Source organism: Rhodococcus sp. OAS809 (assembly GCF_040546695.1).
Lineage (GTDB): Bacteria > Actinomycetota > Actinomycetes > Mycobacteriales > Mycobacteriaceae > Rhodococcus_F > Rhodococcus_F qingshengii.
In genome coordinates this window covers 82,676-96,481 of record NZ_JBEPOI010000002.1, presented here as the reverse complement: position 1 = coordinate 96,481, position 13,806 = coordinate 82,676, and the positions used below count along the sequence as shown (strand labels likewise).

General features: G+C 60.4%; 12 protein-coding genes and 1 tRNA gene. 10 read left to right on the top strand and 3 right to left on the bottom strand.

Annotated elements, in window-relative coordinates; all coding sequences use genetic code 11:
• Position 1 precedes the first annotated feature (1 nt).
• The 7 genes from ABIE52_RS03595 (at position 2) to ABIE52_RS03565 (ending at position 6,589) form a co-directional block, all read left to right on the top strand.
• Positions 2-877 (top strand): SDR family NAD(P)-dependent oxidoreductase, encoded by an 876-nt coding sequence (locus ABIE52_RS03595; protein WP_030537576.1) that lies wholly within the window; start codon positions 2-4, stop codon positions 875-877.
• Positions 870-1,655: an SDR family oxidoreductase gene (locus tag ABIE52_RS03590; protein WP_256938604.1), complete on the top strand. Its 786-nt coding sequence runs from the start codon at positions 870-872 to the stop codon at positions 1,653-1,655. Before ABIE52_RS03595 ends, ABIE52_RS03590 begins: the two co-directional genes overlap by 8 nt.
• A 27-nt stretch (positions 1,656-1,682) precedes the next feature.
• A complete protein-coding gene (locus ABIE52_RS03585) occupies positions 1,683-2,132 on the top strand; it encodes an FAS1-like dehydratase domain-containing protein (protein WP_003945322.1) in 450 nt (149 codons plus the stop codon).
• Positions 2,129-2,551 carry a MaoC/PaaZ C-terminal domain-containing protein gene (locus tag ABIE52_RS03580; RefSeq protein ID WP_007733354.1) on the top strand — a complete coding sequence of 141 codons (423 nt, stop codon included), beginning with the start codon at positions 2,129-2,131 and terminating at the stop codon, positions 2,549-2,551. The genes ABIE52_RS03585 and ABIE52_RS03580 overlap by 4 nt, the downstream gene beginning before the upstream one ends.
• Positions 2,503-3,528: an NADPH:quinone oxidoreductase family protein gene (locus tag ABIE52_RS03575; protein ID WP_354541460.1), complete on the top strand. Its 1,026-nt coding sequence runs from the start codon at positions 2,503-2,505 to the stop codon at positions 3,526-3,528. The genes ABIE52_RS03580 and ABIE52_RS03575 overlap by 49 nt, the downstream gene beginning before the upstream one ends.
• 25 nt (positions 3,529-3,553) lie before the next feature.
• Positions 3,554-4,753 (top strand): acyl-CoA dehydrogenase family protein, encoded by a 1,200-nt coding sequence (locus tag ABIE52_RS03570; protein WP_030537580.1) that lies wholly within the window; start codon positions 3,554-3,556, stop codon positions 4,751-4,753.
• A gap of 147 nt (positions 4,754-4,900) precedes the next feature.
• Positions 4,901-6,589 carry an FAD-dependent oxidoreductase gene (locus ABIE52_RS03565; RefSeq protein WP_192712944.1) on the top strand — a complete coding sequence of 563 codons (1,689 nt, stop codon included), beginning with the start codon at positions 4,901-4,903 and terminating at the stop codon, positions 6,587-6,589.
• Positions 6,590-6,707: 118 nt separating this feature from the next.
• On the opposite strand, the gene ABIE52_RS03560 is transcribed toward ABIE52_RS03565, so the two are convergent.
• Positions 6,708-8,525, bottom strand: coding sequence for an ABC transporter ATP-binding protein (locus tag ABIE52_RS03560; protein WP_007733348.1), 1,818 nt, complete (start codon positions 8,523-8,525; stop codon positions 6,708-6,710).
• A 106-nt stretch (positions 8,526-8,631) separates the two neighbouring features.
• Between ABIE52_RS03560 and ABIE52_RS03555 the strand changes: the two genes are divergently transcribed.
• Positions 8,632-9,090 carry a MarR family winged helix-turn-helix transcriptional regulator gene (locus tag ABIE52_RS03555; RefSeq protein ID WP_003945320.1) on the top strand — a complete coding sequence of 153 codons (459 nt, stop codon included), beginning with the start codon at positions 8,632-8,634 and terminating at the stop codon, positions 9,088-9,090.
• Between the two features lie 4 nt (positions 9,091-9,094).
• Here the strand turns inward: ABIE52_RS03555 and ssb are convergent, their stop codons facing one another.
• Together ssb and ABIE52_RS03545 are read right to left on the bottom strand one after the other, a co-directional pair.
• Complete coding sequence (gene ssb / locus ABIE52_RS03550; protein ID WP_064113153.1) at positions 9,095-9,508, bottom strand: single-stranded DNA-binding protein; 414 nt, start codon at positions 9,506-9,508, stop codon at positions 9,095-9,097.
• Positions 9,509-9,690: 182 nt separating this feature from the next.
• The gene (locus tag ABIE52_RS03545; protein ID WP_007733346.1) at positions 9,691-11,826 is read right to left on the bottom strand and encodes a bifunctional copper resistance protein CopD/cytochrome c oxidase assembly protein; all 2,136 of its coding nucleotides are present in this window, start codon (positions 11,824-11,826) and stop codon (positions 9,691-9,693) included.
• 97 nt (positions 11,827-11,923) lie between these two features.
• Here ABIE52_RS03545 and ABIE52_RS03540 point away from each other — a divergent pair.
• Together ABIE52_RS03540 and ABIE52_RS03535 are read left to right on the top strand one after the other, a co-directional pair.
• A tRNA-Arg gene (locus ABIE52_RS03540) sits at positions 11,924-11,999 on the top strand.
• 118 nt (positions 12,000-12,117) lie between these two features.
• Complete coding sequence (locus tag ABIE52_RS03535; RefSeq protein ID WP_003945304.1) at positions 12,118-12,276, top strand: hypothetical protein; 159 nt, start codon at positions 12,118-12,120, stop codon at positions 12,274-12,276.
• Positions 12,277-13,806 lie beyond the last annotated feature (1,530 nt).

Below are 13,806 nucleotides of genomic sequence, written 5' to 3'. Positions count from 1 at the left end.
AATGAATCAGCTGAAAGATCGAGTAATCATAGTAACCGGCGCCGGTCGTGGTTTGGGCCGGGAGCACGCCCTGCTACTTGCGGCCGAAGGCGCAAAAGTGGTTGTCGACGACACCGGCGCCGGACCGGACGGGCACGGAAACGACATCAGTATTGCGGCATCGGTCGTCGACGAAATCGTCGCGGCCGGAGGAATCGCAGTTGCCAGTGTCGCGGACGTCACGACGATCGACGGCGCGAGCGAACTCCTGGACCTGGCCCTCGAGGCATTCGGCTCGGTCGACGGCCTGGTCAACAATGCCGGCATCCTGCGTGATCGAATGTTTCTGAACATGCCCGAGGCCGATTGGGACGACGTGATCTCGGGACAACTACGCGCTACATTCGCGCCCTGCACTGTATTCGGCAACTACTGGCGCGAGCGTTCGAAGTCGGGCGAAACCGTCGCGGCGTCGATCGTGAACGTATCGAGCACCTCCGGGCTGCTCGGTGCCGTCGGTCAGAGCAACTACGGCGCCGCGAAGGCCGGGATCGCAGCGTTGACAACGATCCTCGCACAGGAGGTCGCCCGATACGGTGTGCGAGTCAACGCAATTACGCCTGTGGCCAGGACACGGATGACCGAGAACGTTCCCGGTATCAAGGAACTTGTTGCAGCACCTGACGATCCGAGTACATTCGACACCTATCATCCAGGCAACGTCTCGCCAGTTGTGGCCTATCTGCTCACCGAGAAGTGCCCCGCCACTGGTCAGGTGTTTTACGCCAAAGGCGGCGAAGTCCGCCAGTTTCTCGGGTGGCAGTACGGAAAGACCATCGCCAGAGACTCGCGATGGACGGTGGAAGAGTTGACAGAGGCGATGAGTGAAATTGTCTGAGACGACTGCGCCGATCCCTGGTCCGGGACACGGCCTTGCTGAAGGCAAATCCGTTCTGGTGACAGCAGCAGCGGGAACTGGAATCGGATTCGCAGCGGCACAACGCTTTGCTGCCGAAGGTGCCCGACTGGCGATCAGTGACCGGCATGAGCGCAGATTGATCGCGGCCGCCGACCGCATCGAGTCCGAGTTCGGCACCCGCCCACTCACTGTTCCTTGCGATGTCACGGACAATCAGCAGATCGACGCAATGGTCGATCGGGTGGTTGCCGAGTATGGATCCATCGACGTCCTCATCAACAACGCAGGCCTCGGCGGGACGGCGAGCATTCAAAGTATGACCGACGAGCAGTGGTGTTCGGTACTCGATGTGACCCTGACGAGCACTTTCCGCACCACACGATCAGTGTTGAGAGTCATGATTCCACGAGGGTCGGGGGTGATCGTCAACAACGCGTCGGTCATCGGCTGGCGTGCGCAGGAAGGGCAGTCGCACTACGCCGCAGCGAAAGCCGGCGTCATGGCGCTCACACGATGCTCTGCCCTCGACGTGGCACCGCACGGAATCCGGGTCAACGCGGTTGCACCGAGCATCGCGATGCATCCTCACCTTGCCAAGGTGACCAGCGACGAACTGCTCGAAAAGCTCAGCAAGAGTGAGGCTTTCGGTCGTGCGGCACAGCCGTGGGAGGTCGCCAACGTCATGGTCTTTCTTGCAAGCGACTACTCGTCGTACATGACGGGCGAAGTCGTTTCGGTAAGTAGCCAACATGCATAGCCACCCATGGGCTCTGAAGGAGAAGCTGTGGTCGACAAAGAGTCACTAGGTATCACGGGCACCCCGTTCCGTATGGACATCGAGCGCGGCAAGATTCGTGAGTTCGCCGTTGCCACGTATTCGAGCAATCGGAACTATGTCGAAGACGAGTTCCCGGTAGTGCCCCCGACGTTTCTCACCACGACCCTCCTCTGGCAGACAGAGGGCTCGGATCCGTGGCGGAAGGTAGAGCTCGACGGCAAACGCGGACTCCATGCCGAACAGAAGTACGAGTTCTTCGGTCCACCTCCCCGCGCAGGTACTCGTCTGAACTGCACTTCGCGGATCGTCGACATCTACACGAAGCAGGGACGGAAGGGCGGCGAGATGACTTTTGCCGTGATGACAACGGATTTCGAAGACGAACAGGGAAATCTCATTGCTCGGGCAACTATGACCGGAGTGGAAACTGCTCGACCGACTGTGGAGGAATCTTGATCAACACAGTGTCAGTCCCGACCCCGTGGGTTGTCGGTCCGGTATCCCGCACCGATTTCGTCAGGTACCAAGGTGCGTCGGGAGACATGAATCCGATTCATCACGACCAGGTTTTCGCCGAGGCGGCGGGGTACCCGAGTCCGTTTTCGGTCGGGATGTTCCAAGCTGGGCTCCTGGCCACCTTCGCCACCGATTGGCTGGGTGCAGAGAACATCCGAGCGATACGAGTTCGGTTCCTCGAACAGGTTTGGCCCGATGACACTCTGACATGCTCAGCGCTTGTCGAACGAACCTATGCGGACGACGAAGGTGACAAGATCGACGTCGAACTCGCCTGCACGCGGCAGACCGGCGGATTGGCGGTCAAGGCGTGGGCAACCTTCGTGCGGACGCCCCTCGTACCGTCGGAGCGGCCGTGAAGGCGCACGTATGTACCCAGCTGGGGTTGCCGAATCAACTGCAGTTCACAGAAATTGACGATCCCACGCCGACACCGAACCAAGTTCTCGTCTCGGTCAAGGCGGCGGGTGTCAATTTTCCCGACGGGTTGATCGTCGCCGGAACGTATCAAACTAAACCCCCACTCCCCTTCATTCCCGGGTCGGAAGTCGCGGGTGTAGTGCACAGTGTCGGCTCGGACGTCCAAGGGGTCGCCCCGGGGAAGCGAGTCATGGCCTTCTGCGGCATGGGCGGATACGCGGAACTCGTGGCGGTCACCAGTGACAAGGTCTTTGTCATCCCTGATTCCATGAGTTTCTCCGACGCTGCCGGATTCGTGGTTACCTACGGAACGTCCTACCACGCACTCGTCGACCGAGCTGCGATCCAACCAGGAGAGACATTGCTCGTCCTGGGTGCCTCCGGGGGCGTCGGGCTCACCGCAATCGAGATCGGCAAAGCATTGGGTGCACGCGTGGTGGCGGCGGCGTCCTCCGAAGCGAAACTCGAGGTCTGTAAGCAACATGGAGCAGACGAGTTGATCAACTACACAACGGGCAACCTTCGCGAACGAGTCGCACAGGTCGCACCGTCCGGTGTAGACGTTGTGTACGACCCGGTCGGTGGAGATCACGCCGCTACAGCGGTGCGCGCATTATCCACCGCAGGAAGATATTTGACGGTTGGCTACGCTTCGGGGCAGATTCCGAAGATCGGCATGAATCGCCTCCTCGTCGTTGGCGGGGCGCTACATGGAGTTCTCTGGGGCGCATGGGCGAAGCGTAATCCGGAGTGCAACGCGGACAACATGCGAGCGCTCTTCGACATGTACGACGGTGGCGCTCTGTCTCCTCATGTGAACAGCATCCACCAGCTGATCAATGCTCCTACCGCACTCGAGGAAGTCATGAGTCGACGAGCGCTGGGCAAAGTCATCCTCTCAACCAACCCCGAATGACAATTCACGACAAAAGGTGCCGTCAATGGACTTAGCTCCGAGCCCCGCTGCGCGCGAAATCATCGCGCGTCTAGAAGCATTCATGGACGAACACGTCTACCCAGCTGAGTCGGTTTACTCCGAACAACTCGAGGCCGCAGGACCTCGCAGTCACGTCTTGCCACCCGTAGTCGAGTCGCTGAAGTTGGAAGCGAGACGCCAGGGCATGTGGAATCTGTTCATGCCGGCGCTCTCAGGACTGTCTCACCTCGACTACGCCCACATCGCCGAGGTGACGGGACGCTCGCCCTACATTGCCCCCGAAGCCCTCAACTGCGCGGCGCCCGATACCGGAAACATGGAGATCCTGCACCTGGTGGGAACCCGCGAGCAGAAGGAGCGATGGCTTCAACCACTGCTCGACGGCACAATGCGTTCGGGCTTCTCCATGACTGAACCCGATGTTGCGTCCTCCGATGCCCGAAACATCATGACGTCGATTGTTCGGGACGGCGACGAATACATCGTGAACGGTCGAAAATGGTGGACGACCGGTGCAGCAGACCCACGGTGCGAAATTCTGGTAGTCATGGGGAAGACGAATGCCGAGGCAGAGCCCCACAAGCAGCAATCGATGATCTTGGTGCCCGTCGCCACCGCTGGAGTCGAAATCGTGCGCAGTTTACCGATATTCGGATACCACGACCAACACGGCCACTGTGAAATTCGGTTCGATAACGTTCGAGTACCGGCAACAAATATGCTTGCGTCCGAAGGAGACGGGTTCGCCATCGCACAGGCGCGCCTGGGTCCGGGCAGAATTCACCACGCCATGCGCTGTATCGGCATGGCGGAGCGCGGATTGGACTTGATGGTTCGACGTGCCCAGTCTCGTAACGCTTTTGGCGGGCCGATCTCGGATCAGGGAGTTGTCCGGACCTGGATCGCCGAATCGCGAATGGAAATCGAGCAGGCCCGCCTTCTGGTGCTGAAGACAGCATGGCTCATCGACCAGGTCGGAGCCAAGGGCGCTCAGATCGAGATCGCGGCAGTCAAAGTCATCGGTCCTCGTGTGGCGCGCAACGTCCTGAATCGATCGATCCAGTGCCACGGGGGTGGCGGTGTCACCGACGACTTCCCGATCGCGAGAATGTGGGCGAGTGCCCGGATCCTCGGTATCGCCGACGGACCAGACGAAGTGCATATCAGGAGCGTCGCACGCCACGAGTTGCGCAAGCACCGCTGACGGCGATTGGTGTTCGAGGCCCGCGAAAGCCGTTGTATTGCTGAATCATCAGCCTTCGTCCACTCGAGCGCATGGTTGACCTCGGTCAACCGCTTCGGGCTGCGGCCCGTGAAGAGAAAACCTCAACCAATTGAATAGGAGAGGCAAATGCCTCGCGCGTCAAAATCAAGGGAAGTGTCCTTCGATCACGAAGTGGACTTCCTCGTTGTCGGCAGCGGTGCCGGTGGGTTGACCGCGGCGTTGGCAGCCGCCGCCAATGGTCTGAACACCCTCGTCATCGAAAAAGCAGACGTTTATGGCGGCACCACCGCGCTGTCGGGCGGCAACATCTGGGTGCCCAACAATCCAACTCTCATCCGCGAAGGGCTCTCGGACAGCCGTGACGACGTCCGGGCGTACATGCGAGCTGTCGTTGGTGATGGAGTTCCCGAGGACAACATCGACGCATTCGTCGACGAAGGTCCACGCGTGTTCGAGTTCCTCGAGAAGACCAGCCCGCTCATGCGATTCCAATGGTGTACGGGCTATTCGGACTATCACCCGGAGAAGCCGGGCGGTCGCCCACGTGGACGTACCATCGAACCGCTTCCTTTCGACCTGAAAATGCTCGGCACCGACGAGTCCGGTCTGCGCCCCGGCGCACTTCCGACTCCCGCCGGTCTGTACATCACATCCAAAGAGTTCGTGAAACTGAACATGGTCATGCGTACCTGGGCAGGGCGACGTGCCGCGCTGGCAACCGGGTGGCGTGCAGCGAAGAGTGTTCTGACCAGAAGGCACATGGAGACACTCGGGCAGGCCCTGGTCGGCCGTCTGCGCCTGGCGATCAAACAAGCCGGCGTTCCGCTTTGGCTGAACACTGCGATGGAATCGCTGATCACCGACGACGATGATTGCGTGGTGGGTGTGGTGGCCGAGCGCAGCGGCCGCACTGTCAGAATCCGAGCTTCCAAAGGCGTACTGCTCGCCTGCGGCGGTTTCGAACAGAGCGACGAGATGCGTCGGCAATATCTCCCGGAAAACGCCAGCGCCAACTACAGCCTCGGTTCAGTCGACAACACTGGAGACGGCATCCGCGCGGGACAACAAATCGGTGCCGCAGTTGACCTGATGGATGACGCGTGGTGGATGCCCTCGTTCAAGAGACCTGACGGGATCATGCACGGATTGGTCTCCGAACGGTCGGTTCCCCGATCGATCATCGTGAACCAGAACGGAGTTCGGTTCACCAATGAATCCGCTCCCTACGTGACATTCGTCCACAACCAGATTGCCGGGGGTCACGACCCAGCGTGGTTCATCTTCGACGCGAAGGCCAAAAGTCGCTATCAGATCGGAGCGATCATGCCGGGGCATAAGTTCCCGAAATCCTGGTTCGACAACGAACTCCTCTACACCGGCGACACGCTCGACGAGTTGGCCGGCCGCCTCGGACTTCCGAAGAAACAATTAGCTCTCACTGTGCATCGATACAACAGGTTTGCGCACAACGGTGTAGACGAAGACTTCGAGCGTGGAAAAAGTGCGTACGACAACTACTACGGGGACCCGACATTGCCAGTCCCCTCGATGGACATGATCGACGAAGGTCCGTACTACGCGATTCGACTACGAACCGGCGATCTGGGAACGAAAGGCGGGCTCGTCTACAACAAACATGCACAGGTCATGCACAGTTCCGGTGAACCGATTGCAGGTCTCTACGCGACGGGCAACACCTCGTCCGCGGTCATGGGCAACGACTACGCCGGGGCAGGCGCGACCATCGGGCCGGCGATGGTTTTCGGATACATCGCGGCGCGCCACGCAGCTGACCGCCGACAGGACCCGCGATAGATCGGAGTCGTTCCCGTTCCCGTCGGCACGACGTACAACCACGCGGAGGTGGCCTGGACGAACATCCATGCCACCTCTGGTCGGTGCTCGGTGACTCGCCAACGCGATGGATGCACTGTCACACAGTCTGCAATTCCGCAGGCAGTTCGACCGCGTCGCTACCCGAAGCCGCAAGCAGCTGCGCGTACCGCCCGCCTTGCTTCACCAGTTCGTCGTGGGTGCCCTTTTCCACAACCACGCCCTGGTCGAGGACCGCGATGAGATCCGCATCTCGAACCGTGGAGAGTCGGTGCGCCACAACAAGAGTGGTGCGTCCGACCATCAGCTCGTCGAGCGCGTCCTGCAACGCACGTTCAGTGCGATTGTCCAAGGCGCTCGTCGCCTCGTCGAGGACGAGGATCGGCGGATTCCGCAGGACTGTGCGCGCGATCGCTATGCGCTGTTTCTCACCGCCGGAGAATCGGTAGCCGCGCTCGCCGACCATGGTGTCGTACCCGTCGTCGAGACCGGAAATGAACTCGTGGATCTGCGCGATGCGCGCTGCCTGCTCGATCTCGGCGTCCGTGGCGTCGGGTTTCGCGAACCGAAGGTTCTCACGAATCGTCGTGTGGAAGAGATACGTCTCCTGCGACACCACACCTACCAGGTCGGAGACCGTCGCCAGATCGAGGTCCCGCAGATCGACGTCGTCGATTCTCACCGATCCCGCAGTCGGGTCGTACAGACGTGCGGCCAAGTATCCGAGAGTGGTCTTGCCCGAACCCGTGGAGCCGACAAGCGCCAAGGTTCCGCCGGCCGGGACCGTGAGGTCGATGTTGTCGAGGGTCTTGCTGTCGGTTCCTGGATACGAGAAGTCGACGTGGTCGAACCGAAGTTCGCCGGACATCTTGGTGCGGTCGAAGCTCTTCGACTCTTCCGGATCCGCGATGTCGATCGGCAGATCCAGGTACTCGAACACGCGACTGAACAGTGCCATCGAGCTCTGCACCTCGACGCCCGTGTTGAGCAGCATCATGGTGGGGCGGAACAATTGTGTTTGCAACGTGGTGAATGCGACGAGGGTGCCGACGGTGATGGTGTTGCCGTGATCGAGAGTGAAACCGGCAAACCAGTAGACCAGTGCAGGCATGGCTGCGAAGGTGATCGACATGGTCGCCATGCGCCACTTGCCGGCCATCATGGCTCGGAGTTCGACGTCTGCGACTTCCGCTGAACGCTCGGTGAATCGATCCGTCAGAGCCGACTTCGCGCCGGTCGTCTTGCCGAGGAGAATGCCACTGACGGAGAGAGATTCCTCCACCTGGACCGACAGATCACTGAGTAGCTTCTGCCGCTTACCAGAGATCTTGCGGCGCTCGTCACCGATCTTGCGTGCGATACGGATGAACACCGGCAAGATCGCCAGCGAGAAGATGGCAAGCCGCCAATCCAGAAGGAACAGAGCAACAATGGTGGCTGCCACGGTCGTTGCATTCTGCGCGATGGATGTTGCCGTGTTGGTGACCACCGACTGCATACCGCCGATGTCGTTGGCAATACGCGACTGAACTTCTCCGGTTCGGGTTCGAGCGAAGAATCCGAGCGACTGATTCTGCAGATGCGAGTAGACCCGCACGCGCAGTTGGTGCATCAGTTTCTGGCCGATGCTGTTGGACATCCAGGTCTGCGCCACGCCGAGACAGCTCGTGATCACGGCAATAGCGATCATGCCGATGGCCAGAACGCTCACGAGTCCGAGGTTCTTGTCCGGGATCGCCTTGTCGAGCATTTCGCGTAGGAGCAGCGGGCTGCCCAGCGCCACGATCGCGCTGAGTGTGATGACCGCGGTGACGATGGCGATCTGAGTTCGATACGGCGCGAACAGTCCGAGTACGCGTTTTGCCGGTACGGATTCCGCCGGAGTGATCTCGACAGCGGATCGTTCGATGTTTCGCATGCGATCTGGTTTCACGTTCTACCTCCTGGAGGCTTTCTCACCCTAGTTTCATATTGATGAGGTTACCTCACTATGAGGCTGACACCAACAACGCTAGACTGACGCCATGCATTCCCGAGAGCGCGAACTCACCGACGTCGTGATGTCCGTGGCACGGCTCATCCGCCGACGTCAGGTGGCAGCGCTGGAACCATTCGGTCTCTCGCCGTCGCAAAGCCGAGCGCTGCGAGTACTGACCCGAGTGGGCGAGCCGGTTCGACTCGGGTTTCTTGCCGAGCGACTGCGCATCGTTCCGCGGTCGGCGACCGACGTCGTGGATTCCCTCGAAGAGGCCGGATGGGTGCGCCGCACTCCCGATCCGAACGATCGGCGAGCCGTGTTACTCGAGCTCACCGACGCCGGCGCTACCCTCGCTGCCGACGTCGCAAAAGCTCAACGACGCGAATCTTCGGATGTGTTCGACGACCTCGACGAATCGGAGCGAGCAACTCTCACCGAACTTCTCGAGCGAGTGGACGCGGGGCACGACTCGCGGCCCCGCGACTGCCCGAAACCTTCGGTCTGAGTCCTCACGCAGCGACGGTGTCGATTGCGTCCTCGACATTCTCCGCCGACGTCGGCTTGCTCTGACGCTCGATCTTCGAGATGCAACGAGCAAGGTCCGCGCCTACCGCAGTCGCCCGTAGCTCGAGATCGGAACGAGGCACACCCTCTTTGGTCGTGTACTCGTTGGTGCGCAACTCCCCCGCCACCATGACCGGATCACCCTTCATGATGGATGCGCCGACGCCGGTGACCAACCGCCGCCAGCAGCTGACCGTGAGATAGAGGGTCGCTCCGTCCGTCCACTCTCCGGTCACCGTGTCTTTGCGACGCGTGTTGCTCGCCATCCGAAAGCTCAGCACCTCTTCGCCATTGGTGGTCTGCCGCTTCACCGGATTGGTGATGACGGTTCCGACAACCGTTGCATGCGTTTCGTACATGTCCGATCCCCCTTCGAACTCCAGAACCCGCCAACTGCCGCGGGGCCGATCATTGCGTCGGCAGTTTCGATTGTGGAACGACAAACGCGTGGCTCGGGATCTTCGATTTCCACCTGTGCATCGGTGGAACAGCTGTGGAGAAACAGCACTGCCCGAGCCAAACGGCCCGGGCAGTGTCGGAGCTAAGTGCTAGTGGAGGATTCGTCGGATTTCTTCTCGCTGGGTGTCTCGTCCGCAGAGTCCTCGCTTGCAGTCTCCGCGTCAGCAGCCTCACGGGGTTTCCACCCTTCGCGGTCTCGCCTGGCCAATTCGGCGAACATCGCGTTGTGCGCGGCGAGGTCGGCGTCGTGGTCGCGCTCGGCCGCACGGTCGGTTCGCCGCGCTGTCCTGCCATCGCTGCGCGACCACTGAACCAGTAGCGCGAGCATGACCACCATGAGCGGGATCTCGCCGGTCGCCCACGCGATGCTGCCGCCCAGCTGCTGATCGCCGATCAGGTCGTTGTTCCAGCCGAGGCCGAGCGAACGGAAGTACGCGCCGCCCATGACGGCGGTGGTGCTCATCAATGCCACGCCGAAGAAGGCGTGGAACGGAAGTGAGCCGAAGACCATTGCCAGCTTGGTCACTGGCTGCAATTGACGTGGTGACGGGTCGATTCCGATCGCCACCCAATAGAAGAGATAGCCGCTGAGGATGAAGTGCAGGTTCATCAGCAGGTGAGCGCTGTGCGAGTCGACCGTCGCACCGTAGATTCCGCCGAGATACAGCGCGTAGAAACCGCCGACGAAGAGAACTGCCGCCACGATCGGGTGGGTGATGAATCGCGAGAACGGGCTGTGCAGAGCGGTCAGAATCCACTCGCGAATGCCGGGCACGCCGTCCTTGCCTGCCGGATCCAGGGCCCGCAGAGCCAAAGTGATCGGCGCACCCAGAACCAGCAGGACTGGGCCCAACATCGACAGCGCCATGTGCGCACCCATGTGAACGCTGAATACTGCCGGCGCGTACTTGCCGACGCCCGAAGACGTGGCGATCAGGAGCACCGCACAACCGCTCATCCAGGCGATGGTTCGGCCGACAGGCCAGGAATCCCCACGCTTGGCCAGCTTGCGCAGACCGATTCCGTACAGAATCGCCGCAGCAACGGCGGCGGTGCCGAACATGAGGTCGAATCGCCAGTCCGTCACGAAGGCCATGAACGACGGCGGGTCCGGAAGGTTGTAACCGAGTTCGACCTCGGGAATCGAAGGAATCGACAAAGGCGGGGGCGGCGGGGTACGACCAAGGCCGATCGCGAGACCGATGGTCGCCGCCATCACGATGCCTTCAGCGCCGGCAAATCGAATCAGGGCAGAGCGACTCTTCGGATTCTCCGCCAGCGCCGGTAGCGCCCGACTCCGCTGAGCCCAACCGAAGAACCCGAGGATGATCAGTGCAACTGTTTTCGCGACGATCAATCGTCCATACGTCGTGGTGAATACGTCGTCGAGAGGCAGACGGACAATCGCGTTGATGACGCCGCTGAATCCCATGACGACGAAGCAGATGGATGCGACCGTCGAAAAGCGTCGGGCTGCTACGTCGGTGTAATCGCCGCCGCGCCGCGCGTGTGCCAGTAGCGCGAACAAGCCGCCGGCCCAGAGCGAAGCCGCCACGAGGTGCAGGATCAGGCTGTTGGTAGCGATGTCATGCGACCCGCCCGAAGACGAGTGACCGGTGAGAGCGAGCGGCATCAGTCCGAGAAGACCGACCAGCAGCAGTAGCGGGGTCCACCACCAGCGCAGTGTCAGTCGGGCCAGGATCGCCAGAACAACCGCGATGATCGCAGTCCAACGCCAAGCGCCGGCGATCTCGACCTGATCGAGTCCCGACCACAGGTTCGCCGGTTTGATCGCTTCGGCAAACGGCTGACCCGACGTGTCAGAGAGCGTCAGAGGCACCATCATGAACGAACAGATCGCCCACACGATCGCGGCGTGCGATGCAGTTCGGACTGCCCGATAGCCGTCGACGTCGAGGACGCCCGACTTCTGCGGCGGCACGAAGAACGCGGCCAGCAGCAGTGACCCGATCGCGATGACCGCGGCGATCTCCCCCAGTGCCCGCATCGCGGGCAGGCCGTACGTGGTGATCGGGCCTGGATCCGGAATACCCAGAAGAGTCAGTGCCTGCGACGCGGAGAATCCCACCACGATGGCTGCGGTGAGCCCTGCGATGAGTCCACTGACCACGAATATCGCGGTCGAAGAAGCGGGTGCACCGCTGTGCTGTGTGGACTCCGGTGGGGAATCTGTCGGCGCGAGGTCGGGTGTAGCCATACCTCAAGGGTAGGACCTTCGCGAACCGACTACGACAACGCGTCGGAGTTGGGCGGCGCGCGTCACATCCCGAACCCTCGAGTATGATGTTCCACGCGCCTCCGTAGCTCAGGGGATAGAGCAAGAGCCTTCTAATCTCTTGGTCGCAGGTTCGAATCCTGCCGGGGGCACCACAAGATTTGATTCACGGATAGTCACACTGCGTGGACGAGCGGCCACTGGGCAGAACAGTCCGATTCGGATCGAAACCTAGCCCACAAATTGCGTGCCGTCCGCAGTAATCTGCCTCGCATGAAGAAGGCACTTCCGAAGACACTGAAGTCACTCGCCCGGACCGTTGGAATCCTGGCACTCGCGATCGTCGTTGTATCCGTCGTCGAGCGGTTCACCGGCGCACACCAACCGACTACCGGTCCCGCCTCGTTGACCGGGCCCGACCAATCGTTGTAGCCCTTCCCTGCGACAAGGTCGTCTCACGAAGTTCTACGACGACGAGTCGGTAGGCAAGAGTCCACCAATGGCGGCTGAGTCGCATGCAACACGCTGCGCGGAGCGGCCGCGACTGTCACAGAATCTCTGCGCTCCGGATCCCAAGGCGTCACAGCAGCCGGGGCAGTCAAACCTTGCGGGCAGCCGCGGGTGTAGCGCCATTGACACAAGCTGCGTCAGAATGGTTGCGCGAGAACTCGATTCGAAGGTCCGATTTCGCGAAGTGTCCAGAGAGCTGCGAAAAGTACCGGCTGAGGGACCTCGCGGCCACTCGGTGCGGTTGCTCGGATGTGGCGACTGCACGCCGATCGAACCGGTCGCATCCACCGTCAGCAACTACGCAACGACCGTCACCATTTGACTCCGGGCATCGAAAGCGCTTGAAAAGTAAGCCAGTTCATCGTGCCGAGGCGCGCGAGAACGACCTGAACTTGCGAGGTCTCGAGATCTTCGAAGAAGCCTCCGACGTGGCATTTTCCGAGATCCACACACACATCCCAGACAGTGCCTCATCCGTGCGCACAAGAGCGTCGCCCAAATCGCTGCGGCGCGTGATCAGCTGGACTGACGTAACCGTACCGAAGGCCTTCTACGAAAAGCTGGGCGATTCTTCGTCTCGAAATGCCATGTCGGCCCCCGAAGCATTATCGACAGTTAACTGAGGCCGGGAATCCAATCTGCTAAGAAAAACGAATCTAATGTGACCCCTATCTCTGGATCATTTCAGAACAGGGGTTTCGATGACCCGCGACTGAATTCACCCCCTAATTCACCCTCCTCCTACACACAGAAAAATGATTTGCATTTATGTCGAGCGTGTGTACACAGATAATTCGCTCCACACCTTGTCGTTCCGACAGCAAATAAGGGGCAGTGAACTGCATAAAGGCTCATTCGGTACAGCAGCGCCGACTCGGCTCGGCCGCTCACCGATTGTCGACAAGTGCCAAGGCAGGCATGCAACTGATGGTCGAGATCGAATTGTGATGAACCAGCCAGTTAACTTGAAAGAAATCAACGGAAGATAGATATACCCCGGTAAGCGCAGTTTTTCTTGCATGGACGCACGTCCATGGCGTGTCCAGCTATGCGATTTGCTCGTGTTAGATTCCTGATTGCGCATCGCCCGGTTTGCGCCTTCTGCGTTGTTTGCGCGGAATTTGCATCTTCTCGCGAACGGCCCCGCGCACATTTCTTTACGTTGTGCCTAAGAAAGGAATTTCATGAAAACCGTCACGGCAGCGAAGCACGTAGCACGAAGACTTCCCCCTCGGAGCCATCGCACTGTTGCTTTTGCTATCCGGGATGGTACTCATGCTCGAACTGCAATGAATCGCGCAGGAAAGATCCTCGGCCGCAGCCTTTAGTACCTCGAAGGTCGTCGCGTTAGGTAATACCGGCGGTCGATTTTTCTTGGAATTTCCTGGCCTACCCAGAGCCGGCCGTCGGTCTGCGCTGGCGCCAACCAGGTCCGATTACCAACTGTTCGGC